Origin of the sequence: Thiocapsa roseopersicina (genome assembly GCF_900106925.1) — a bacterium.
In the GTDB taxonomy this organism is placed as follows: Bacteria; Pseudomonadota; Gammaproteobacteria; order Chromatiales; family Chromatiaceae; genus Thiocapsa; species Thiocapsa roseopersicina.
Map to the genome: position 1 here is coordinate 1 of NZ_FNNZ01000007.1, position 22,161 is coordinate 22,161.

The 22,161-nt window shown below is 65.2% G+C and carries 19 protein-coding genes; 9 read left to right on the forward strand and 10 right to left on the reverse strand.

Translation table 11 applies throughout. From position 1 onward, the window contains the following. Positions 1 to 187: 187 nt before the first annotated feature. From BLV04_RS09120 to BLV04_RS09140, 5 genes are all read right to left on the reverse strand, one after another. A complete protein-coding gene (locus BLV04_RS09120) occupies positions 188 to 712 on the reverse strand; it encodes a hypothetical protein (RefSeq protein ID WP_245731813.1) in 525 nt (174 codons plus the stop codon). A 16-nt stretch (positions 713 to 728) separates the two neighbouring features. Continuing rightward, complete coding sequence (locus BLV04_RS09125; protein ID WP_093030813.1) at positions 729 to 1,694, reverse strand: VTT domain-containing protein; 966 nt, start codon at positions 1,692 to 1,694, stop codon at positions 729 to 731. Between the two features lie 396 nt (positions 1,695 to 2,090). Further along, positions 2,091 to 2,309 (reverse strand): hypothetical protein, encoded by a 219-nt coding sequence (locus BLV04_RS09130; RefSeq protein ID WP_093030363.1) that lies wholly within the window; start codon positions 2,307 to 2,309, stop codon positions 2,091 to 2,093. After that, positions 2,306 to 2,863 (reverse strand): carboxymuconolactone decarboxylase family protein, encoded by a 558-nt coding sequence (locus BLV04_RS09135; protein ID WP_093030366.1) that lies wholly within the window; start codon positions 2,861 to 2,863, stop codon positions 2,306 to 2,308. Before BLV04_RS09135 ends, BLV04_RS09130 begins: the two co-directional genes overlap by 4 nt. Beyond that, positions 2,860 to 3,333: a hypothetical protein gene (locus tag BLV04_RS09140; protein ID WP_093030369.1), complete on the reverse strand. Its 474-nt coding sequence runs from the start codon at positions 3,331 to 3,333 to the stop codon at positions 2,860 to 2,862. Before BLV04_RS09140 ends, BLV04_RS09135 begins: the two co-directional genes overlap by 4 nt. A 152-nt stretch (positions 3,334 to 3,485) precedes the next feature. On the opposite strand from BLV04_RS09140, the gene BLV04_RS09145 reads away from it, so the two are divergent. Continuing rightward, positions 3,486 to 4,856, forward strand: coding sequence for a sigma-54-dependent transcriptional regulator (locus tag BLV04_RS09145; protein WP_093030372.1), 1,371 nt, complete (start codon positions 3,486 to 3,488; stop codon positions 4,854 to 4,856). 188 nt (positions 4,857 to 5,044) lie between these two features. Here the strand turns inward: BLV04_RS09145 and BLV04_RS09150 are convergent, their stop codons facing one another. Next, positions 5,045 to 5,290, reverse strand: coding sequence for an HvfA family oxazolone/thioamide-modified RiPP metallophore (locus tag BLV04_RS09150; RefSeq protein ID WP_093030375.1), 246 nt, complete (start codon positions 5,288 to 5,290; stop codon positions 5,045 to 5,047). Positions 5,291 to 5,300: 10 nt separating this feature from the next. Further along, a complete protein-coding gene (locus BLV04_RS09155) occupies positions 5,301 to 6,215 on the reverse strand; it encodes an FAD-dependent oxidoreductase (RefSeq protein ID WP_217633680.1) in 915 nt (304 codons plus the stop codon). A gap of 203 nt (positions 6,216 to 6,418) precedes the next feature. Between BLV04_RS09155 and BLV04_RS24370 the strand changes: the two genes are divergently transcribed. Then, positions 6,419 to 6,853 carry a hypothetical protein gene (locus tag BLV04_RS24370; RefSeq protein ID WP_139191894.1) on the forward strand — a complete coding sequence of 145 codons (435 nt, stop codon included), beginning with the start codon at positions 6,419 to 6,421 and terminating at the stop codon, positions 6,851 to 6,853. 536 nt (positions 6,854 to 7,389) lie between these two features. Here BLV04_RS24370 and BLV04_RS09165 read toward each other — a convergent pair. Further along, on the reverse strand, positions 7,390 to 8,970 hold the full coding sequence (locus tag BLV04_RS09165; RefSeq protein ID WP_093030381.1) for a peptide chain release factor 3: 1,581 nt from the start codon (positions 8,968 to 8,970) through the stop codon (positions 7,390 to 7,392). 211 nt (positions 8,971 to 9,181) lie between these two features. Here BLV04_RS09165 and rimI point away from each other — a divergent pair, with 211 nt between their 5' ends. Beyond that, complete coding sequence (gene rimI / locus BLV04_RS09170) at positions 9,182 to 9,658, forward strand: ribosomal protein S18-alanine N-acetyltransferase (RefSeq protein ID WP_093030816.1); 477 nt, start codon at positions 9,182 to 9,184, stop codon at positions 9,656 to 9,658. 55 nt (positions 9,659 to 9,713) lie between these two features. On the opposite strand, the gene BLV04_RS09175 is transcribed toward rimI, so the two are convergent. After that, positions 9,714 to 11,303: an inorganic phosphate transporter gene (locus tag BLV04_RS09175; RefSeq protein ID WP_093030384.1), complete on the reverse strand. Its 1,590-nt coding sequence runs from the start codon at positions 11,301 to 11,303 to the stop codon at positions 9,714 to 9,716. Between the two features lie 325 nt (positions 11,304 to 11,628). On the opposite strand from BLV04_RS09175, the gene nifJ reads away from it, so the two are divergent. The 3 genes from nifJ (at position 11,629) to BLV04_RS09190 (ending at position 17,681) form a co-directional block, all read left to right on the forward strand. After that, positions 11,629 to 15,237, forward strand: a complete 3,609-nt coding sequence (nifJ, locus tag BLV04_RS09180) for a pyruvate:ferredoxin (flavodoxin) oxidoreductase (protein WP_093030387.1) — start codon at positions 11,629 to 11,631, stop codon at positions 15,235 to 15,237. 162 nt (positions 15,238 to 15,399) lie between these two features. Next, a complete protein-coding gene (locus BLV04_RS09185; protein WP_093030390.1) occupies positions 15,400 to 16,416 on the forward strand; it encodes a dihydroorotate dehydrogenase-like protein in 1,017 nt (338 codons plus the stop codon). A 338-nt stretch (positions 16,417 to 16,754) separates the two neighbouring features. Next, a complete protein-coding gene (locus BLV04_RS09190; protein WP_093030394.1) occupies positions 16,755 to 17,681 on the forward strand; it encodes an alpha/beta fold hydrolase in 927 nt (308 codons plus the stop codon). A gap of 54 nt (positions 17,682 to 17,735) precedes the next feature. Here the strand turns inward: BLV04_RS09190 and BLV04_RS24870 are convergent, their stop codons facing one another. Beyond that, positions 17,736 to 17,966 (reverse strand): hypothetical protein, encoded by a 231-nt coding sequence (locus BLV04_RS24870; RefSeq protein WP_175534559.1) that lies wholly within the window; start codon positions 17,964 to 17,966, stop codon positions 17,736 to 17,738. Between the two features lie 125 nt (positions 17,967 to 18,091). Here BLV04_RS24870 and kdpF point away from each other — a divergent pair, with 125 nt between their 5' ends. The 3 genes from kdpF to kdpB all read left to right on the forward strand — a co-directional run bounded on the left by kdpF (position 18,092) and on the right by kdpB (position 22,076). Further along, positions 18,092 to 18,172, forward strand: coding sequence for a K(+)-transporting ATPase subunit F (gene kdpF, locus BLV04_RS26065; protein ID WP_093030397.1), 81 nt, complete (start codon positions 18,092 to 18,094; stop codon positions 18,170 to 18,172). A 92-nt stretch (positions 18,173 to 18,264) separates the two neighbouring features. Further along, a complete protein-coding gene (gene kdpA / locus BLV04_RS09205) occupies positions 18,265 to 19,971 on the forward strand; it encodes a potassium-transporting ATPase subunit KdpA (RefSeq protein WP_093030400.1) in 1,707 nt (568 codons plus the stop codon). After that, positions 19,968 to 22,076, forward strand: coding sequence for a potassium-transporting ATPase subunit KdpB (kdpB, locus tag BLV04_RS09210; protein WP_245731814.1), 2,109 nt, complete (start codon positions 19,968 to 19,970; stop codon positions 22,074 to 22,076). The genes kdpA and kdpB overlap by 4 nt, the downstream gene beginning before the upstream one ends. The last annotated feature ends 85 nt before the right edge of the window (positions 22,077 to 22,161 follow it).

Sequence of the window (22,161 nt, forward strand, 5' to 3'; positions counted from 1 at the left end):
CGACGCCGTGCAGACGTTGCTAGAGGACGAGTGAGGGTCAGGGACGCGTGACACACGCTCCGAGGTGTCACCTATGCCTCGTGGCGCTCTGCGCCGCGTGCAGCTTTGGCTGGACAGGCGGCGCTCCCGAGCGCTCATCCAGGCCCCTCGCTCGCGTACCAAGCGTGATAGTCCTGCGGTGCGCCCGTCACGGCTCATCCTTCGTGGTCTCGTCGGTATGGGATCCCGTTAAACGACGGGTCGGCTCGTCGACCGGATAGCCGAGACAATGCGCGAGTGCCAGTCGCGTGTGCCGGGCGAGAAAGTCGCGTGACAGGCGGCGCTCGCTGAACAGGAGGTGTTTGCTCGTCGCCTGGTCGAGGTAAAGCAGATCGTCCGGTGCGGGATCGAAGGGGCGGCGGCTGATGCGGGCGATACGCCCCAGATTCAGCCCGCGCCCGTCGTCGAGCAGGATCAGGTGCGGGGCAAGTCCTCGCGCCGGATCCGGGCGCGGGAAGTCGATGAGCCCGAGCAGTATGTAGGCCGTTCCGCTGAGATGGACGCTGAGCTGAATCGGGCTCTCGACCACTTCCACCAGGTAGATCGTCTCCCCGATGGCGGTGCGCAGGGTCTCGACCTGGCGATGGTAGTCGGCGGAAGGCCAGAGGTCTTCGGCTGCGGCATCGGGCATTTCGCCGGGATGCTCGGCGTCGCTCGTCGAGTCGGTTGCCATGATCGGCCCTACCGCCTCAGTGCTCGACCGGCCAGCCGTTGGCCAGCCAGGCGGTCATGCCGCCCTGGACCACCTGTACCTGGCAGAAGCCGCGGCCGGCGAGCAGAGCGGCGGCCTTTGCCGAGCGGCGGTCGGTGCGGCAGACCAGCGCGATCGGCCGCTCGAGGTCCGATCCGATCTCTTCGATCCGCTCGGGCAGGTTCTCCAGCGGGATGTTGAGCGCCCCGGCGATGTGGCCTTGCTCACCGATGAAGTCTTCGGGCGTGCGCACGTCGAGCACCAGGATGTTTTCTTCCTCGGCGTCGAGGCGACGCTTGAGCCCCTCGATCGGCAGCATCGGACGCCGACGCAGCCGCGCGACCAGTCTCGGCAGGAAGGCCACCGTGGCGAGCAGCGCCAGTGCGATCAGGCCGTTGCGGATCAGGCCCTCGCCGGCGATCGCCTCGCGGCCGGCAAAGCCCAGATAGGTATAGGCCACGGCGCCCGGCAGCATGAACACCAGGGTTGCCAGCACGTAGGGCAGGAAGCGGATGCGGGTCAGGCCCAGTGCATAGTTGAGCAGATTGAACGGAAACAGCGGCACCAGTCGGGTGAAGGCGACAAAGCGCCAGCCCTCGGCCTCGACCCCTTGGATCAGGCGCGCGAGCAGGCCCTTGGCGCGCGCCTGCACCCAGTCGCCGGCGAGATGGCGCGCGATGAGGAATGCGAGTGCAGCGCCGAGCGTGGCCCCGATCAGGTTGTAGAGCGTCCCCCCGAGCGGGCCGAACAGTGCGCCGCCGGCCAGGGTGAGCACCGCACCGGGCAGGAAGAGGACCGTGGCCAGCGCATAGAGCCCGATGAAGATCAGCGGTGCTGCGGCACCGGCGCCGCTGACCCATGTCTCCAGTGCCGCGACGTCGAGATGCTCGCGGTAGAGCAGGGCGGTCGTCACCGCACCGACCAGCAGCAGGGCGCCCAGGGTGCGAAGAAGCGTGCGAGTCATGGTGGCCTCCGGCGTCGGCGCGACGAACGAAACGGTCTTTGCAAGCGGCGTCCTGCCGCGCGGCATTTCCTTTCGAATCCGAACGGGGAAAGTCGCCTGCAGCGGTTCGGGCAATCTGCAGGTCGGCGGAGATGCTGGCAGGTTCCACCAAAATGATCAACCTTATGGTTGAATATTTGATGGGCCGGTGCCAGACCCAGCGGTCGGCTGCGCTCGGGGTCGAGCCCGAGTCGCCTCCAGCTCGCGAGCGCGTGCGCTCGGCCCGCCGCGCCGAGCGCTCTGAACCGCGCGAGCAATGCCTCGGCGCGGTGTCCGCTGGGCGCGAATCCGCTGATCAGATGATCCAAGGCGTCGTGAACCAGCATGGAGGTCGGCAGGGCGCCGCCGGTTTCGCGGTCACCGGCAATGATCGCCGGGTCCGCGCGAGCGGCATCGAGCTTCCAGCCCCGTGCGCCGAACCCGTCGTCCCAGCAGGCCCGATAGCTGACCGATCGCGTCGTCGACCTCGACGCGCAGGCTCGACGGCGGCAAGCGGCGCACGTCGCGCAACGCGGACGATACGTCCTCGGCCTGCGGTCCGAACGCCGGGATCGGTCGAGGTGTCTGTGTGCTCACGCGTTCGGTGGCTCCCAAGCCCGATGGGCAAAGGCCTCGTCCAAGGTCGTCCCGGCGATGTGATTGGTGTAGTTCGACAGGGTCTTCATCCCCACGCCGAGCACCACCTCCAGGACCTGTTGGCGGTCGAAGCCTGCGTCGAGAAAGGCCTGCAGCGCCTCCTCGGGCACCCAACCGCGCTGTTGGACCAGAACCCGTGTAAAGCGATTCAATGCGGCGAGTCGCGGGTCCGGGATGGCCCCGTCCTCGCGAATCGCGGCGGTGACCGCCTCGGGGACCTTGCTCATGTCGGCCAGCACGCTGTGGGCGCCCATGCAATAGCCGCAGCTGTTCTCGCGGCTGACGGTGAGCAGAACGACCTGGCGCTCCTGCGGGGTCAGCGAGGTGGTGTCGAAGAGTGCGCCCACCTGCAGGTACGCCTCCAGCAGGGCGGGCGCGGTCGCCATCTTGCGGGCCAGGTTGGGGATCATGCCGAAGTTGCGCTCGGCGGCGTCGAACGAGGGCAGGGCGGCGGCGGGTGCGCTGTGACGGTCGTGATTCGGGAAGTCTGTCATGCGGTGTCTCCGTGGGTCGTTGTCGTGATGCCGTCAGGGGCCGGTCGGTGGCTCATGCTTTGTGTCACGCTTTGTGTCACGGGGAGGTGCGAATGTATTCGCACGCCCGATGGGTTCTTCGCGAATCGATTCGCACCTAGGGGGTGGCTTGCGCGATTCGGGTCGGGTCTGGATCCGTGTGCTCGGCGGTTGTCGCCGAGCCAAGCGATCAGGCCGAACGCGAGCAGCGCGGTTGCGGCGAGCGCCCTGGGAATCATGCGGAGCCGTCGTGGCCGCTCGGAACGCCCGGCGGATGGCACCGGGTGCGTCTCGACCTCTTCGGCCAAGAGGGTGCGCAGCCTTTCTTCGAACGCGCGTGCACGTGCGCGCTCGGCCGCGCAGGCCGGGCAGCGGGCCGCATGTCGAGCATCCTCGGTATCCTCGCGCGCGGGGTCGACCAGGAGTCGACGACGGAAATCACGGCAGTTCATCGATCGTGCCCTCTCGGATGCTGGCGACCGACGCCGATTCAGGCGCATCGGGCCGTCCTATCTCCACAAGACCCGGCACGCTGGCGATCTCTTGCACACCGGTGCACGCGACCGTACCCTGAGCTTCACCCCGGAGACGGTCCTCGACCGCGATGCCCAGACAACTGCTCATCATCGAAGACGATCCGGCCTTGGGCCAGATGCTGGCGATGCATTTCGAGGATGCCGGCTTCGCGGTCGAGGTCGCGCAGTCCTGTCGCTCGGGCCTCGAGCGCGTGCAGGGGGCGCCTGTCGACCTGGTGCTGTTGGATCAACAGCTCCCGGACGGGCAGGGGAGCGACCTGATCGCGCCGCTGCTGAAGGCGGACCCGGATCTGCCCCTGATCATGATGACCGGCCAGCACGACCTGGAGCTGGCGATCGAGGCGATCCAGCGCGGTGCCGCGGACTTCGTGCACAAGCCGATCAAGGTCGACGAGCTGCAGCAGACGGTGGAGCGGTTGCTGCGGCAACGCAAGGCCGCCGAGCAGGCGCCGGCGCGCCTGGAGGCCGGGCCGGGTGCGGCGCGCGATCTGATCGGGCGCAGCGATGCCATGCTGGCGGTGAGCAAAAGCATTGCGTTGAGTGCCCGCAGCTCCGCCACCGTGCTCATCAGCGGCGAATCCGGAACCGGCAAGGAGGTGGTGGCGCGCCTGATCCACCAGCACAGCGGTCGAGCCGGACCGTTCGTCGCCGTCAACTGTGCGGCCATCGTCGAGACCCTGCTCGAGAGCGAGCTGTTCGGTCACGAGAAGGGGTCCTTCACAGGTGCACAGTCACGCAAGCTCGGCAAGTTCGAGCAGGCAAGCGCGGGCACCCTGTTTCTCGACGAGATCGGCGAGCTCGCCCCGACGCTGCAGGCCAAGCTGCTGCGCGCCCTGCAGGAGCGTGTCTTCCAACGCGTCGGCGGCACCGAGACGATCGCGACCGACGCCCGCGTGGTCGCCGCGACCAACCGGGATCTCATGGCCGAGGCCGCGGCCGGGCGCTTTCGCGAAGATCTGGCCTATCGGCTCAAGGTCATTCGGATTCATATGCCGCCGCTGCGCGAGCGACGCGACGACATCCCGCTCCTGGTCGAAGGTCTGCTCACGCGCATCGCCGAGCGTCTGGGTCAAGCGCGACCGCGCATCGCCGAGGCGGCCCTTGCGCACCTGTGCCGCCACGACTGGCCCGGCAACGTACGGGAGCTCGAAAACCGCTTGACGCAAGCCATGGTGCAGGCGCGCACGGGTCTGATCACGGCCGATCTGCTCGAGCTCGACGCTGAACCCACGACCGCTCCAGGCGCGTTCGAGACCGGTGTGCCGGGTAAGCCGCCCGAGAGCCAGGTGCTGCGAACACTCGACGCGGTGGAGGCCGAGCACGTCCAACGGGTCTTGGACCATACCGGCGGACACAAGGGCAAGACCTGCGAGATCCTCGGCATCTCCCGCCCGGCGCTGGATCGCAAGATCGAGAAGTACGGTCTGCGGATGCCCTAGCCGAGGCGGGCGCGAGGTGCGGGTATCGGGCGACCCGGGAGATCGGAGATCGTCTTCGACTTTCGGGAAGAGCGGTTGCTGGACTCGGCGTCAACGCGACCGGCGGATCGCGCAAGCACGATCCGCCGTGTCGGATTCAAGCGTGGCCGTGGCGCCGCGGCGACTCCGGCGGCGTCCCGGCATCGCCCTTATTTCGCCTTATCGGCGCCGCATTTGCCTTCGCCGCACTTACCTTCCTTTTCCTTATCCGCGCCGCACTTGCCTTCGCCGCACTTGCCCTCGGTGTCCGCTGCGGCGAGCAGCATATAGCCGGCCTCGAGGGACTGGGCGGCGAAGGGGTTGCCGGCGGCCTGCGCGAGGCCGAAGGCACCGAGGCTGCCGACAAGGGCGGCACCGACGAGGGCGGCAGCGGGGGTGATCGTCTTCTTGGTCATGATTTCAATCCTAAAAAGGGTTTAAGGTCGGTGTTCGGGGCGCGGCCTCGGAGTGCCGCATCCCGGAGGTGTTTCTTGTGATGGCCGGGGCGGCTCGCCTGCGAGCCGTCTCGGAGTCGCGAACCCGCTGCTCGGCCATCACAGCTAAAGACCCGGGACAGGGCTCGGTTCTTTCATCCTCGTCGCCAGGTATGAAAACGCGCCAGCCAGTCCAGCGCTGTTTGCGGTGCATGCGCGCGTTTCCAGTTCCCGGCGGCGTATTTGGCCGCCTCGCTCCAGGTCGGATGGTGCCGAGGACGTTGACGGCTGCGTACCAGGCTTGATGGGCGGCTACATGAGTGAACTGATGAGGGCCGACCACGTCGCCGCAGGCCAGGATCTTCGGATAGCAGGTCTGCAGATAGGCGTTGGTCTCGATCGTGCCGGCGGCGGTGAGCGGGATGCCCAAAGCCTCCAGCCCGAAGCCGGTCACCCGCGCGCGTCGCCCGATCGCGCAGAGCAGGAGATTGAAGGGGAGCGCTTCCTCCGCGCCGCCGGAGCTCTGATCCGGATGCGCGCTCGGCCCGGAGGTGACCACCAGGCGCTGCTCCTCATGCACCACCTCGCAGCGTAATGTCCGGGTGTGGGTTAGCAGGCGCACGCCGTCCTCGCGCAAGGCGGCCGCTTCGATCAGTACGATGGTGTCGTCGTCCTCTTTGGGCAGGATTCCCGAGCGCGCGACCTGGGTCACCCGGCAGCCGATCGGCTCGCCGCCGAGGACGAGGAGCCGCTCCGGCTTCTCGGTGACGGACCAGAGGTCCTCGGAGGTGACATGACGCACCCGATCCAGACCGGGAAGGTCGGGGACGATCGGGGCGGCGCCGGTGGCGATCACGATCGCGCGACTGGTCGGCTCGAGACGGACATCCAAACTTTGCGCGTTCAACTGGAAGCGGTCGTACTCGAGAACAGCGACCTCATCATCATTGTGCTCGAAGGCGAGTTCGCCGACGCCCAGATGCAGATTATGCGTGCCGGGAGGAGGGCGATCAGCTGCAAAGTGCGCTCACCGCAGAACGCGACGGACGCGAACGGGATCAGGCGGCATGGCTGCTGCAGCTCGATAAGGGGCGACAAGACCTCAAGGCGATGTGCGCCGAGAAGAACAAACTGGCAACGCAGCTGGCCGATGCACGCGACAGCGTTGCCAAACACCGAATCACCCTCGCTAAGAAGGAGCAACATGAAGCGGACTTGGAGTCACGAATACTGGCTCTCGGCCAAGAAAATGCGAAGTTGGAGGAACTCGCAAACGAGCGGAGCGAACTATTGGGGTTGGAACGCGAGAGTGCGCTACGCGCGGAACTGGCTCGGGACGCAGTGACCCGATCGCTGGAATCAGCCGAGGCGGAACGTGCTGGTCTTCGTGATCGAGAGGGCACGCTGCGGCTGGATCGGGAGCGGCTCACAACTGAGAATGTCAGGCTGCACACAGAACTTGCAGCTGTCCACGCGACTCAAAGGCATTTAGAGGAAACACTACGCCTTGCGGTGTTGCGACCACCCGAGATCTCGGGTGGTTAGAATGCCTTACCGTGGGCGGCTAGCAGGGTTCTGAACGGGATAAGGGGTCGCGTAACCCGGGGTTGTCCCGCGCTGGTCGGCGCCTTTGACGAGGAACAGGCGCTGGTCGAGCAGGAGGTGGATGACATGCTTAATCTGCTGAAGTCGGGGCCGCTTCGACGACATTTTAATCTATTCCCTCACAGGGGCGTCGAGGTTTTAAAGAATTTCCTCGCAAAGTATCGAGTTTTAAACTTTTACCTTGGTTCCAGCAGCAAACTTTACCTCGCTGAATGGGAGAACAGGACAAAGCCCACCCTGAACAACATCCGCCCTAAGCGTCATTGAGTTGACATAATATACATTATGCGAAATCACGCTGACGGAGGTGAGGGGATCCGACTCCTCCGGGACCGACCTATCTCCCCTTACCGGAACGCCTCGGCCAAGCGTTCCGGTGTCTTGGAGCCCGTCCGATCAGGCGACTGATCGGCGGTATTCATGTCGATGGTCGATGGGTTCGACGCCCGGTGCGACGGACAAACCACGCTTGCCGTTTACAACTCGCGCGTCGCAAGATACCGCACGTCGGGCCAGCGCTCTTGGGCTAGATCCAGGTTGACCCGAGTCGGCGCCAAATAGACCAGCTGGTCGTCGCCGTCCAGTGCGAGGTTCTCGTAGTTCTTCTCCTTGAACTGTTCGAGCCGTTTCGGGTCCTCGCAGACGACCCAGCGCGCGGTCTTGACGTTGGCGGGTTCAAACAGGGCCTCGACGCCGTACTCGTCCTTGAGCCTGTAGGCAGCGACATCGAACTGCAGTATACCGACGGCGCCCAGGATCATGTCGTTGTTCTTGAGCGGCCTGAAGACCTGGGTCGCACCCTCCTCGGACAGCTGCACCACGCCCTTCTGCAAAGCCTTCATCCGCAGCGGATCCTTGAGGACAACACGCCGGAAAAGCTCGGGAGCGAAATAAGGGATACCCCCGTATTTCAGCTCCTCGCCCTCGCTAAAGGTATCGCCGATCTGAATGGTGCCGTGGTTGTGCAGCCCGATGATGTCGCCCGGCCAAGCCTCTTCGACATGGCGACGCTCGTCGGCCTGGAAGGTAATGGCGTTCGCGACCTGAATGGTCTTGCCGATGCGCACGTGCCGCATCTTCATGCCCTTCTTGTAGCTGCCCGAGCAGACCCGCAGAAAGGCCACGCGGTCGCGGTGCGCCGGATCCATATTTGCCTGGATCTTGAAGACGAAGCCGGTAAATGGCTCTTCGGCCGGATCGACCGGGCGTTGCAGGGTCGCACGCGGACGCGGCGGCGGCGCGTATTCGACGAAGGCATCGAGCAGCTCGCGCACGCCGAAGTTGTTGATTGCAGAGCCGAAGAAGACCGGGGTCTGGCGACCGGCAATGTAGGCATCGAGATCGAGCGGATGGCTTGCGCCCTGGACCAGCTCCATCTCCACGCGCAGCTCGTCGGCCTGATCGCCGAGCACCTCGTCCATGCGCGGGTTGTCGATGCCCTGAATGATTTCGCCCTCGGCGATCCGCCCCCCGTGCTGGGCGCTGAAGAGATGCGTCCGATCGAAGCGCAGGTCGTAGACGCCCTTGAATCGCTTGCCCATTCCGATCGGCCAGGTGACGGGCGCGCATTGGATCTTGAGGATATCCTCGACCTCGTCGAGGACCTCGATGGCATCGCGCCCTTCACGGTCGAGCTTGTTGATAAACGTCAGGATCGGCGTGTCGCGCAGGCGACAGACCTCCATCAGCTTGATGGTCCGCTCCTCGACGCCTTTGGCCACGTCGATCACCATCAAGGCGGAGTCGACCGCGGTCAGGGTCCGATAGGTGTCCTCGGAGAAGTCCTGGTGACCGGGGGTATCGAGCAGGTTGACGATGCTCTCTCCATAGGGAAACTGCATGACCGACGAGGTCACGGAGATCCCGCGCTCCTTCTCCAGCTCCATCCAGTCCGAGGTGGCGTGTCGCGCGGCCTTGCGCCCCTTGACCGTCCCGGCGAGCTGGATGGCACCGCCGAACAGCAACAGCTTCTCGGTCAGGGTGGTCTTGCCGGCGTCCGGATGGGAGATGATGGCGAAGGTGCGACGCCGATGCAGTTGTTCTTGGAGCTCGCTCATGGGGGATCTTTGCGGTCTGGGCTGCGTGCGACTAAACCGCGGAATTATAGACTTGAAGTGTCCGACGTTCACCTAAAAGCGCGCGTTCCGGGTTCAGCCGAACGCTCCGGTCGGTATACTGTGGGGCTTAGGTGCAAGCGACCGCGCTGCACCATGACCCGAAACACTGCAGATTCGAGCCTATCAAACGATGCAAGGACCCCGTTCGACGATGCAACGACCGCGCACCGAGCCCGCCCTCCCCCTCGCCCTTGGCCTCAGGGCGATGACCGAGCGGGATGTCGAGACCGTCTGCGCAGCGGATCGCGCTGCTTATGAGCATCCGTGGACCGAGGGAATCTTTCGAGACTGTCTACGGGTCGGCTACTCCTGCTGGGTCGGTGAGCTCGAGGGGAAGATCGTCGCGCATGCCGCGATGGCGGTCGCCGTCGGTGAGTGTCACATTCTCAATCTCTGCATCCATCCCGACTGGCAAGGCCGAGGGCTCGGCCGCCGCCTGCTGCGCCATCTGATGACATTCGCACGCACCCGCAGGGCCGATAGCGCCTTCCTCGAGGTGCGCGCATCCAACAGCCGCGCCCGTGCGCTCTATGCCTCGGAGGGGTTCTGCGAGATCGGCCAACGGCCCGGCTATTATCCCGCCACCAAAGGGCGCGAAGACGCGGTGGTCCTGGCACGCGCGCTGTAGGGTGCGCCGAATAAAGGACGCGACACCGCCGCAGGTGCGTTCTGCTCCGCCTGCTTCAAGCCGTCAGCATCCCCTTGATGGTGAAAAACAGCACGGCCGCCATGAGCGCGGACGCGGGCACCGTGATCACCCAAGCCGCGACGATCTTGAGCACCTGCGAGCGCTTGACCAGCTCACGGCGATAGACCTTGCGCAGGCTTTGCCGCTCGAGCTTGGAGAAATGGGCCGGGTCCATGCTGCGTTTGGATTTGCGCTTGAGCTCGCGCAGCATGCGTCCCTTCTCGTCGATCGACGCCTTGGCGAATTTCGCGAGGAAGGCATCGATGGCGGCCTGATCGCCCTCCGGGTGATGCGCCTTGATGGTCTCGAGCATTCTGTCGTACTGGCTTTTCAGATATTCGCGCAGAAAGCCCACGCCGAAGACAGCGCCGACCGCGACATGCGTCGTGCTCACCGGGAGTCCCAGTTGGCTGGCGAGAATGACAGTGACGGTCGCGGCCATCGCGATGCAGTAGGCGCGCATCTGGTCGAGCTCTGTGATCTCCGAGCCGACGGTGCGGATCACCTTCGGCCCGAACAGACCGAGTCCGATCGCGATCCCGAGTGCACCCACGATCATGACCCACATCGGGATCGGTGCCGCCGCCGTGATCTCGCCGGTCCCCGAGCCGACGACCTCGACGATCGCCGCTAATGGCCCGACGGCGTTGGCGACATCGTTCGAACCGTGCGCGAAGCTCAGCAGTGCCGCCGCAAAGATCAGCGGAACGGTGAAGAGTTGATTGACCCCAGCCTTGGAGTTGCCGATCCGCCGAGCCTGCCGGGCGATGATCGGCCGGGTCGTCCAGAACACCAGGATCGCAAGCACGACGCCGACGCCCAATGCCTGCAGGATCGTCACGTTCCAGATCCGATTGAGCCCCTTGAGCATCAGGTAGGTGCCGAAGGCGAACGCCATGGCGGCCACCAGATAAGGCACAGCCTGACGCGAGGAGGCAACCAGATCAGCCCGGTAGGTGATGGTGCGTTTGATGAGATAGAGAAAACCGGCGGCGATCGCGCCGCCCATCAGGGGGGAGATCACCCAGCTCGCGACGATCTTGGACACCGTGTCCCAATCCGCGATCGCAAACCCGCTCGACGCGATCCCGGCACCCAGCACCGCGCCGACGATCGAGTGCGTGGTCGAGACCGGTGCGCCCATGGCGGTGGCCATGTTCAACCAAAACGCAGCGGCCAAGAGCGCCGCCATCATGATCCAGACGAAGGTGTCGGCGTTCCCGATAAGGCCGGGGTCGATGATGCCGCTGCGGATGGTCCCGACCACCTCGCCGCCCGCGATGATGGCCCCGGCCGCCTCGAAGATGGCCGCGATCACCAGCGCGCCGCCGAGGGTCAAGGCCCTGGAGCCCACCGCCGGACCGACATTGTTGGCAACATCGTTCGCGCCGATGTTCATCGCCATGTAGCCGCCGATCATGGCGGCAATCACGATGAAGAGACTGCCGCCGTGGGTGACATCGACCCTGACGACGGTGTAGAGCATGACCCCGATGATGAAGAGCAGGCCGATGCCGAGGCGAAAGAGCTGTACCCGACCTTTTTTGGTCGCCTTTTCAAGCTCGTTGAGGTGTGTCAGCTCCATATCCGATCCGCATACCGATGAGTCGCGGCGTATTGTTCCAGAAATGCGACCGTAACCCAATCGTTATGAAAGAGTAGCAGGCACGCACGGATCCCGAGATCAGCACCATAAGGGTGCAAAAAATGCCGACCTGACCCGGATCATGCCGAGGTCGATTCGCTTGAAAGCGCTCGCAAACGACCGTTAATCCAATCGCGTTTCGGGCTATAGTTGAGGCCGTTACTCGGCTCCCGCCTCGCTTCGGGCTGCGCCAGCCGCCGAGTCGGAGTAAGGCGCAGCTCGGCCGCGTTGCCGGTCTCTCTACCCATCACTCCGGGACTGCTCGATGTCGCAAAAGCTCATGGTAACCCTCGACGGTAACGAGGCCGTGGCCTACGTTGCTTACCTGACCAACGAGGTCATCGCCATCTACCCCATTACCCCGTCGTCGAACATGGGCGAATGGGCGGACGAGTGGTCGTCGCTCGGGATTCCGAATCTTTGGGGCACGATCCCCGATGTCGTGGAGATGCAGAGCGAAGCGGGTGCGGCCGGCGCGATCCACGGTGCATTGCAGGGCGGCTCGCTGGCGACGACCTTTACGGCCTCGCAAGGTCTGCTGCTGATGATCCCGAACATGTACAAGATCGCCGGCGAGCTCAGCCCGACCGTCTTTCATGTCTCGGCGCGCTCCCTTGCAGCGCAGGGCCTGTCGATCTTCGGCGATCATTCGGACGTCATGGCCTGCCGCGCCACCGGCTATGCGATGTTCTGCTCGGCCTCGGTGCAGGAGGCGATGGACTTCGCGCTCATCGCGCAAGCCGCGACCCTGGAAAGCCGTATCCCCTTCCTGCACTTCTTCGATGGGTTCAGAACCTCGCACGAGGTCACCAAGATCGAGCAGGTCTCGCACGAAACGATCCGCGCCCTGATCGACGAGAAGCTGGTGACGGCCTGCCGTGCGCGCGCACTCAACCCGGACCATCCCGTGATCCGCGGCACCTCGCAGAACCCGGACGTCTATTTCCAGGGACGCGAGACGGTCAACCCCTATTACGACGCCGTTCCCGGCATCGTGCAGCGAACCATGGACCGCTTCGCCGCGCTCACCGGTCGTCAGTACGGGCTCTATGAATATGTCGGCGCACCCGATGCAGAGCGCGTCATCCTGCTGATGGGCTCCGGGATCGGTGCCGCACAGGAGGCGGTCGAGCATCTCGTGGACGATGGCGAGAAGGTCGGCCTGATCAAGATCCGGCTCTACCGCCCCTTCGACGCGGGCGCCCTCCTCTCGGTCATTCCGGTCACCGCGACGCGACTCGCCGTGCTGGATCGCTGCAAAGAGCCGGGCGCCGACGGCGAGCCCATATATAAAGACGTGGTCACAGCACTCGCCCAAGCCTTCGCCGACGACCGTATCGCCACCATGCCGCGCGTGGTCGGCGGCCGTTACGGACTCTCGTCCAAAGAGTTCACTCCGGCCATGGTCAAGGGCGTCTTCGACGAGCTGGCGGCACCCAAGCCCAAGAATCCCTTCACGGTCGGCATCATCGACGACGTCGGGCACACCAGCCTGGCCTGGGATCCGGACTTCAAGCCGGCGGCGATGGCGGGCGTCACCGCCTGCGTCTTCTTCGGCCTGGGCTCGGACGGCACCGTCTCGGCCAACAAGAACTCGATCAAGATCATCAGCGAAGAGACGCCCAACTTCGGTCAGGGCTACTTCGAGTACGACTCCAAGAAGGCCGGCGCGGTCACCATCAGCCACCTGCGCTTCGGCCCGAAGCCGATCAACAGCACCTATCTGATCGGCGAGAACGAAGCGAGCTTCGTCGCCTGTCATCAGCCGACCTTCCTCACCCGCTACGACATGCTCGACCATGCGCGTCCGGGGGCGGTGTTCCTCCTGAACTCGCACACCCCGCCCGATCGGATCTGGGACGAGCTCCCGCGCAAGATGCAGCAGGCGATCATCGACAAGGGTCTCTCCTTCTACGTCATCGACGCCTACGGGATCGCAGGCGCCACCGGCATGGGGCGGCGCATCAACACCATCATGCAGACCTGCTTCTTCGCCATCTCGGGCATCCTGCCCAAGGACGAGGCGATCGAGCACATCAAACACGCTGTCAAGAAGACCTACGGCAAAAAGGGTCAGAGTCTTTTGGACCGCAACTACAAGGCGATCGATGCCGCGCTCGCCGGACTCCATCAGGTCAGCGTCCCGGCTCAGGCGACCAGTGTCTTCGAGCGCCCGCCAGTGGTTCCGATCTCGGCACCCGACTTCGTCCGCAGCGTGACCGCGACCCTGATCGCCGGCAAAGGGAACAGTCTTCCGGTTAGCCTGATGCCGGCCGACGGCACCTGGCCGACCGGCACCACACGATACGAGAAGCGTAATATCGCCCTCGAGCTGCCGAAATGGGAAGAGGACCTCTGCACCCATTGCGGCAAGTGTCCGCTGGTCTGCCCCCATGCGGCCATCCGTGCCAAGGTCTTCCCGGCCGCGCTCACGGACGCTGCTCCGGCGAGCTTCCAGCACGTCCAGATCAAGGGCAAGGACTTCCCGGCGGATCATCACATCACCTACCAGGTCGCCCCGGACGACTGCACCGGCTGCGGTCTCTGTGTGGATGTCTGCCCGATCCGCGATCGCAAGGACCCCAACCGCAAGGCCCTCAACATGGTCCCGGCCGAGCAGACGCACGCCGCCGAGCAAGCGAACTGGGACTTCTTCCTGACCCTACCGGAATACGACCGCACCAAGCTCGACGGCACAAAGATCAAGCACGCCATGATGCTCGAGCCGCTGTTCGAGTTCTCCGGCGCCTGCGTGGGCTGTGGCGAGACGCCCTACATCAAGCTGGCCACCCAATTGTTCGGCGACCGCATGTTGATCGGCAACGCCACCGGCTGCTCCTCGATCTACGGCGGCAACCTGCCGACGACGCCCTACACTACGAACCCCGAGGGCCGCGGACCGGCGTGGAACAACTCGCTGTTCGAAGACAACGCCGAGTTCGGTCTGGGATTGCGGCTCGCCGTCGACAAACAGGCCGCCCATGCCCGCGAGATCATCAAGCGGCTTGCGCCCAAGATCGGCGAGGATCTCGCCGAGGGTCTGCTCACGGCCGACCAGTCCGACGAGGCCGGGATCTTCGAGCAGCGCGAGCGTGTGGTCGCCCTGAAGGAGAAGCTCAAGGGCATCCCGGACCTGGATGCGCGCACCCTGGAAGGCATCTGCGATCAGGTCGTCAAACGCAGCGTCTGGATCATCGGCGGTGACGGCTGGGCCTACGACATCGGTTACGGCGGCGTGGATCATGTGCTCGCCAGCGGGCGCAATGTGAATCTATTGATCCTGGATACCGAGGTTTACTCCAACACCGGCGGCCAGACCTCCAAGTCGACCCCGATGGGCGCGGTCGCCAAGTTCTCCGCAGCCGGCAAGTCGACCTTCAAGAAAGATCTCGCCATGATGGCGATGGCCTACGAGAACGTCTATGTCGCCCAGGTCGCCTTCGGTGCCAAAGACGTGCAGACGGTCCGCGCCTTTATCGAGGCCGAGTCCTACGACGGCCCTTCGGTGATCATCTGCTACTCGCCCTGCATCGCCCACGGTGTGGACCTGTCGAAGAACCTGCGTCAGCAGGACCTGGCGGTCAACTCGGGTCATTGGGGCCTTTTCAGGTTCGACCCGCGCCGGCTCGCCGAGGGGGAGAACCCGCTGCACATCGACAGCAAGCCGCCGAGCATCCCGTATCGTGACTTTGTCTCCTCGGAGACCCGTTTCAGCGTCCTCACCCGCACCCATCCGGAGGCCGCCGAGCGCTATTTGCAGCTCGCCCAAAAGCACGTCCAGACCCGCTTTACGCTCTACGAGCAGTTGGCGCATCTAGCCGTGCAGAAGGCGCCCGCCGCGGCTCCGAAGGACGCGGCGCCCAAGGAGAGCTAACACGCGAACGCAGGAGCGTCGGGCCGACGAGCCCGATCCGGCAGGTCTCGACGCGGTGCGGCTGCATCCGCGCCGGCGCTGCCGGATCGGTCCGGAACACGGCCGCCGACGTGCTCCCATTCGGCACCCAATTCGTCGTACACCTTTTCCGGAGCAATCGCTATGGATCTCACGACCAACTATCTCGGGCTGACGATCAAGAATCCGCTGGTCCCCTCCGCCTCGCCGCTGTCCAAGAGCGTCGCCATCGCGCGCGAGCTCGAAGACCACGGTGCGGCGGCCATCATCATGTGGTCGCTCTTCGAAGAGGCCGTGACCGCCGAATCCGAAAGCATGGTGCGCTTCCTACACCATCAGGACATCGGCTTCGGCGAGGCCGAAAGCGGCTTTCTGCCCGTTCATCATGACTTCGAGGGCGCGCTCGAGCGTTATCTAGAGAACATTCGCAAGCTCAAGGACGCACTGGACATCCCGGTCATCGCGAGCCTCAACGGCGTCACGCCCGGCGGCTGGATCAAGCACGCGACCGAGCTGCAAGAAGCCGGCGCCGACGCCCTGGAGCTCAACGTCTACTATGTCGCCGGCGATGTCACCCAAACCGGACTGCAGGTCGAGGAGCGTTACCTCGAGCTCCTGCGCGAGCTGCGCGGGCATATCCAGATCCCGATCAACATGAAGCTCTCCCCGAGCTTCAGCTCGATCGGCAACTTCGTCGGCCAGGTCGCCGCCGCCGGCGCCAACGGTGTGGCCCTCTTCAATCGCTTCTACCAGCCCGACATCAACATCGACAGCCTGCGTCTGCAATCGAGCCTGCACCCCTCGACCTCCGCCGAGGCCCTGCTCGCCATGCGCTGGATCGCGATCCTCTACGGACGTTTCGACGGCCTCTCGCTCGGCGCGACCGGCGGTGTTCACACCTCCGCGGACGCCATCAAGCTCCTGCTCGCCGGCGCCGACGTGGTGCATCTGTGCAGCGTGCTCCTCGGCAAGGGGCCGGCTTACACCGCGCAGATCCTGGCGGGTATCAAGGATTGGATGGAGGAGCAGGGATTCGAGTCCGTGGAAGACTTCCGCGGACGCGTCAGCGCCATCTCGGTCCCGAACCCGGCGGAGCTCGAGCGCGCCAACTATGTCAACATCCTGGACAGCTACAGCTTTTCGCCGGGTGTGATGGTGTAACCTCGCCGTGCGTGTGCGGTCGGTGGCCTTGCGGACGATCGGCTGAGATTCGCACATGAGTGTTGCGACTTGGTGGCCTCGTAGAGACGTGGGCGTCGGGCGATGCTCTTTGATCCGCTGCGCCCGACTCCCGAAGGGGGTCATCGCCTGCTGACGTGGAAAGCCGGCTCGCCGGTGGCGGGTCCGCCCGATGACGACAAACCCGCCGTGCGCGTCGCGCCCGCGAGCGATTGAGACTGCGTGAGCCGACGATCTCGACGACACGCCGGCTGGGCGGGGTCGCGATCGATGAGCGATGCGCTTGAAGCATCGTCAACCTGAGGTTGCGGAGCAGATCGATGGCGGAGAAGAACGGAATGCGGGACATCGCTGTGTTGGGAATCGACTTTGCCAAGCACCGGATCCATCCCCTTCCGATCAAAGGACCGACGCGGCCGTGCCCTCGGCGATGCCTTGCCGCAATCCTCGCGGGCGCGATCGTGTGGCTCCAGCCGGTGAATGCCGACGATCTGCTGCTGCAAACCGGGGAGGGCCTGATCTCCACCCGAATCGAAGGAACCTGGGGCCGGCCCGTGGTCTTCATCTCCGGCCTCGGCGAGGAGATGGAAGGCTGGGACCGGGTTGCCTCCTCCATCGCCCGATGCGCGCTCGTGGTGCGCTACGATCGCCCGGGGATCGGATCGAGTCGTCCCGCGCCCGATGCCCCGGTCCTGGCGAATGATGTCGCGCTTCAGTTGCGCGGGATTCTTGCTGACTTGGACGTATCCGCGCCGGTCATCCTGGTCGCCCATTCACTCGGCGGACTCTATGCCCAGGCGTTCGCGCGACTGTTCCCGGAGCATACCGCGGGCCTCGTCCTTGTCGATGCATCGAGCCCGCTCGAACCCGAGGGCGCTTTTGTCTCGACGCAGCCGCAGACACCCGGGACGCCGTCGGCGTGGGAATCGGCCGGCATCGCCGAGAGCGTCGCAGCGCTGAAAAGGGGGCCGGACCTCCCTGATGTGCCGCTCCTCGTCCTGGTTGCGACCGATCATCAGGATACCGCCGAGCGCGAAGCCCTATGGCTGGAGATCCAGCACCGGACGGCTGCTCTTTCGCCGCAGGGCGATTTGCGGATGGCGCAGGGAAGCGGACATTTCATCCAGGAGGATCGACCCGAGGCGGTCGTTGCCGCGATCGAAGCGGTTCTGGCTGCGACCGGGACCGACCTCGGGTCATGCGTCCGCGCCGGCAGCCCGAGCAGTGCTCGTTCGATGTCCGATTAATCCAGAGAACGACCGGTCCTTCCGCTGAAGACCCTCTGCGTGGACGACGCCGTCTCAGTGATCAGCCGGCTTCTGTGCCGCGGTCGTCGCCGCATCGACAGCCTGCACGACTAGGCCATCGACCCAATCGGGGTCGGTTTGCGCGTAAGCGGTCGGGATCTCGACGGAATCGTCAAGGCGATCGAAGATCGATAGGCCGACTTGACGGTCGGCGTGCAATGGCACACGGAGCTCCTCATCTATTTGCCACGTCAGCGCACCCTGTTCCGCGCGCTCGTCGGACATGCGCGCGCCTTGGCGTGAAGGATTTACGAAGACTTTACGCCGACGCCTGCCGGGTCACATAGCGCCTTGACGCCCGGCCTTCCTAGAATGCGTATCCAAGGACCTTCAAACGAGACCGGTCTTCGATGGATACCGCCCTTCTCCTCATTGTCGTCGCACTCACGGGCTACCTGCTGTTTGCCCTGATCCATCCCGAGCGATTTTAGCCCGTGATGATGATCATGGCGATCCTCGGCGTCTTTATCCTCTTGAGCCTTTTCGGGCTCTGCTTCCTCTTCATCGACTGGGTGGATCGGCTATGAACGAGGTGTTCTTGGTCTACGCCGTCGTCTTGCTCCTGGCTTGGCCGCTGGGGCGCTACCTCGCGCTGGTTCATGCATCCACGCCCACCCGGCTCGATCGGGTTTTCGGGTCCCTGGAGCATGCCGTCTACCGCGCAATGGGGATCGACCCCGCCGCCCGGATGGGCTGGGCCGCCTATGGCAAGGCGCTGCTCGAGCTGCATCTGGTCATCGCCCTGATCGCATTTGCGATCCTGATGCTGCAAGGCTGGCTGCCGCTCAACCCGGACGGGATCCCCGGCATGGACTGGGATCTGGCGCTGCATACCACGGCCGCCTTCATCACCAATACCAACCAGCAGCATTACGCGGGTCAGGCGCAGCTCTCCTATTTCGCGCAGCTCTTCGCCGTGGTCGCCATGCAGGTGATCACGCCGGCGGCGGGGATCGCGGCACTGGTCGCCATCCTGCGGACCCTGCTCGGGCCGGAGGGTGCGCAGTCGAGAACCGCATCGGGGGACGTCGCGGTCGGGCACTTCTATGTCGATCTGGTGCGAACCATCGTTCGCCTGCTCCTGCCGCTGGCATTCGTGACGGCGCTGCTGCTTGCATGGCAGGGCGTCCCAAGCACCTTCGAGGGGGCGCGGGTGATCCAGCCCCTGGATGAAAGCGCCGTCGCCGAGCAGCGCATCCCGGTCGGTCCGGTGGCGCCGATGGTCGCGATCAAGCAGCTCGGGACCAACGGCGGCGGCTGGTACGGCGCCAACAGTGCGGTGCCGATGGAGAACCCCACGCCCGTTTCCAACCTCGTCGAGACGGTCGCGATCCTGCTCATCCCGGTCGCGCTGCTGGTCACGGCCGCGTATCTGACCGGGCAACGACGCCTGGCCCTGTCGATCTTCGCGGTCATGCTGGTGCTCTCGGCGTCTTTGTCCGGCCCGGCGATCTGGTCGGAAAACCAGCCCAATGCCGCCTTCGCCGGCATCGCCGCGGAGGGGCCGAACCTGGAGGGAAAAGAGGTCCGCTTCGGCGCGACGGCCACGGCGCTCTGGGGCAGCCTCACCACCCAGACCTCCAACGGCTCGGTCAGCGGAATGCTCGATTCCTTCAATCCCTTGGGCGGGCTTGCGGCACTGATGGGCATGTTCATCAATGCGACCTTCGGCGGTGTCGGGATCGGTTTGATCAACTATCTGCTGTTTCTTCTACTCGCTGCCTTTCTCGGAAGCCTGATGGTGGGGCGATCGCCCGAATTTCTCGGCCGTTCTATCGAGGCGAAGGAGATGAAGCTGATCTCGATCGCGCTCTTGTTGCAGCCCCTCTTGATCCTGTCTCTCACCGCGGTCGCGGTGACGGTTCCGGGCCTCGCGCAGACCTCCAATCCCGGCTTCCACGGCTTGAGCCAGATCCTCTACGAGTACAGCTCGGCCTATGCGAACAACGGCTCGGGCTTGGAAGGGTTGGGCGACGACACGCCCTGGTGGAACCTGAGCTGCGCGCTTGCCCTGATCCTCGGCCGCTTTATTCCGATCCTGGCCCCGCTCGCGATTGCCGCCGCTATGGCCGGCAAACGGGTCGCGCCGACCACCTCGGGCAGTCTGAACGTGGCCACACCCTCCTTTGCGGTCCTCACCTTGGGGGTGATCCTGATGTTCGCACTCTTGAGCTTTTTTCCGGCACTCGCCCTCGGTCCCGTGGCCGAGCAGCTCGGGCTTGCGCCATGAGCAGCCTGTCGAAGCAGCCGGACGACAGCATGGCCTCGGTCCTGCGCAGATCGCGCAAGCCCCGGGCCCGCTTTGCCCCCTTGACCGGCCGCAGCCTCCTCCGGCTCGTCGGCCAGGCGATCATAAGGCTGGACCCGCGCTCCCTGGCGCGCAACCCGGTCATGTTCGTCGTCGGGGTCGGCACCCTGGTGACCCTCTGGCTGACCGGCGAGGCACTCTTGGGCGGCCGTCCCTTCGGCTTCGATTTGGCGATCACCGCCACGCTCCTCTTCACCCTGCTCTTCGCCAACGCCGCCGAGGTGATCGCCGAGGCGCGCGGTCGCGCCCAGGCCGACAGTCTGCGCTCCACCCGAGACCACCTGCTCGCCAACCGACTTGCGGGTGAGCGCGAGGAGCAGGTTGCCGCCCGGGATCTACGCATGGGCGATCGGATCCGGGTGCGTGCCGGCGAGCTGATCCCGGCGGACGGCGAGATCGTCGAGGGTGCCGCGAGCATCAACGAGTCGGCCGTCACCGGCGAGTCCGCGCCCGTGCTGCGCGAGGCCGGGACCGACAACAGCGGCGTCACGGCCGGGACCAAGGTCCTCTCGGATGTCATCCTGATCGAGGTCACGGCCGTCTTCGGGCAGACCCTGCTCGATCGCATGATCGCCTTGGTCGAGGGGGCGAAGCGACAGAAGACGCCGAACGAGATCGCGCTGACCGTCCTGCTGACGGCCCTGACCCTGGTCTTCCTGGTCGTGGTCGCGACCCTGCTGCCCTTCGCCCGGTTCGTCGGCACGGAGGTGTCGCCGACCGTCTTGGTGGCCCTGTTGGTGTGCCTCATCCCGACCACGATCGGCGGGCTGCTGCCGGCGATCGGCATCGCCGGCATGGACCGCGCGATGCGGGCCAATCTGGTCGCCAAATCGGGCAAGGCGGTGGAGGTCGCGGGCAACATCGACACCCTGCTGCTCGACAAGACCGGCACCGTGACCTACGGCGACCGCCATGCAACGGATTTCCGCCCCGTCGGCGAGGCGACCGAGACGCGGCTGCGCGATGCCGCGCTGCTCGCTTCGCTCGCCGATCCGACCCCGGAGGGCAAATCCATCGTCGCCCTCGCCCGCGAGCGCGGGGCGAGCGCGGCGGCCGGGGTCGATGACCGCTTCGTGCCCTTCTCGGCGCGCACCCGGCTCTCCGGGATCGACCGGCCCGACGGCGGGCGCATCCGCAAGGGTGCGCCGGATGCGATCCGGCGATTCGTCACCGAGAACGGCGGATTCTATCCGGAGGAGACGACCCGGGTCGTCGAGGAGGTCGCGCGCGGCGGGGCGACACCGCTGGTGGTGGCCGAGCTGCTGCCAGAGGACGATTCGGGAGCGGATCGGGGACGGGTGCTCGGCGTCGTCCCGCTTGGCGACATCATCAAGCCGGGGATCAAAGAGCGTTTTGCGCGTCTGCGTGCCTTCGGGGTGCGCACCGTCCTGATCACGGGCGACAATGCGCTAACCGCCGCGGCCATCGCCGCGGAGGCAGGCCTCGACGACTATGTCGCCGAGGCGACGCCGGAGCAGAAGCTGGAGCTGATCCGCCGCGAGCAAGCCGAGGGGCGCTTGGTCGCCATGATGGGCGACGGCACCAACGACGCGCCTGCCCTGGCCAAGGCCGATCTTGGCCTGGCGATGAATTCGGGGACGCAGGCGGCCAAAGAGGCCGGCAACATGGTCGACCTGGATTCGGACCCGACCAAGCTGCTCGAAGTGGTGGAGATCGGCAAGCAGCTCCTGGTCACCCGCGGGGCCTTGACCACCTTTTCACTGGCCAACGATGTCGCCAAATATTTCGCGATACTCCCCGCGGTCTTCGTCGCCGGGGTGCCGGCGATGGCGGCGCTGGACCTGATGCAGCTGCACAGCCCCGAGAGCGCCGTCCTGGCCGCGGTCATCTTCAATGCCCTGGTGATCCCCTTGCTGATTCCCTTTGCATTGCGCGGGGTACGCATCCGCCCGTCGAGCGCGGATGCGCTGCTGCGCCGCAATCTGCCGATCTATGGTCTGGGTGGTCTGCTGCTGCCCTTCATCGCCATCAAGGGGATCGACCTCGGACTGAGTCTGGTGATTTAAACCGCGCCCGGCGCAGTATGCGATGTTGTTGGATGGGACCGGCCTGGGCAGACTTGACGACCGCTGGAGCAGGCGCGGTTTAAGA

Bases quoted from the DNA above. Each gene is read 5' to 3' on its own strand.
- BLV04_RS09120 (WP_245731813.1), bottom strand. From the start codon at position 712: ATGGCAACCGACTCGACGAGCGACGCCGAGCATCCCGGCGAAATGCCC.
- kdpA (WP_093030400.1), top strand. From the start codon at position 18,265: ATGAACGAGGTGTTCTTGGTCTACGCCGTCGTCTTGCTCCTGGCTTGG.
- BLV04_RS09175 (WP_093030384.1), bottom strand. From the start codon at position 11,303: ATGGAGCTGACACACCTCAACGAGCTTGAAAAGGCGACCAAAAAAGGT.
- rimI (WP_093030816.1), top strand. From the start codon at position 9,182: ATGCAACGACCGCGCACCGAGCCCGCCCTCCCCCTCGCCCTTGGCCTC.
- BLV04_RS09125 (WP_093030813.1), bottom strand. From the start codon at position 1,694: ATGACTCGCACGCTTCTTCGCACCCTGGGCGCCCTGCTGCTGGTCGGT.
- BLV04_RS09145 (WP_093030372.1), top strand. From the start codon at position 3,486: ATGCCCAGACAACTGCTCATCATCGAAGACGATCCGGCCTTGGGCCAG.
- BLV04_RS24870 (WP_175534559.1), bottom strand. From the start codon at position 17,966: ATGTCCGACGAGCGCGCGGAACAGGGTGCGCTGACGTGGCAAATAGAT.
- BLV04_RS09140 (WP_093030369.1), bottom strand. From the start codon at position 3,333: ATGAACTGCCGTGATTTCCGTCGTCGACTCCTGGTCGACCCCGCGCGC.
- BLV04_RS09150 (WP_093030375.1), bottom strand. From the start codon at position 5,290: ATGACCAAGAAGACGATCACCCCCGCTGCCGCCCTCGTCGGTGCCGCC.
- BLV04_RS09185 (WP_093030390.1), top strand. From the start codon at position 15,400: ATGGATCTCACGACCAACTATCTCGGGCTGACGATCAAGAATCCGCTG.
- nifJ (WP_093030387.1), top strand. From the start codon at position 11,629: ATGTCGCAAAAGCTCATGGTAACCCTCGACGGTAACGAGGCCGTGGCC.
- kdpB (WP_245731814.1), top strand. From the start codon at position 19,968: ATGAGCAGCCTGTCGAAGCAGCCGGACGACAGCATGGCCTCGGTCCTG.
- BLV04_RS09190 (WP_093030394.1), top strand. From the start codon at position 16,755: ATGGCGGAGAAGAACGGAATGCGGGACATCGCTGTGTTGGGAATCGAC.
- BLV04_RS24370 (WP_139191894.1), top strand. From the start codon at position 6,419: ATGTGCGCCGAGAAGAACAAACTGGCAACGCAGCTGGCCGATGCACGC.
- BLV04_RS09135 (WP_093030366.1), bottom strand. From the start codon at position 2,863: ATGACAGACTTCCCGAATCACGACCGTCACAGCGCACCCGCCGCCGCC.
- kdpF (WP_093030397.1), top strand. From the start codon at position 18,092: ATGGATACCGCCCTTCTCCTCATTGTCGTCGCACTCACGGGCTACCTG.
- BLV04_RS09165 (WP_093030381.1), bottom strand. From the start codon at position 8,970: ATGAGCGAGCTCCAAGAACAACTGCATCGGCGTCGCACCTTCGCCATC.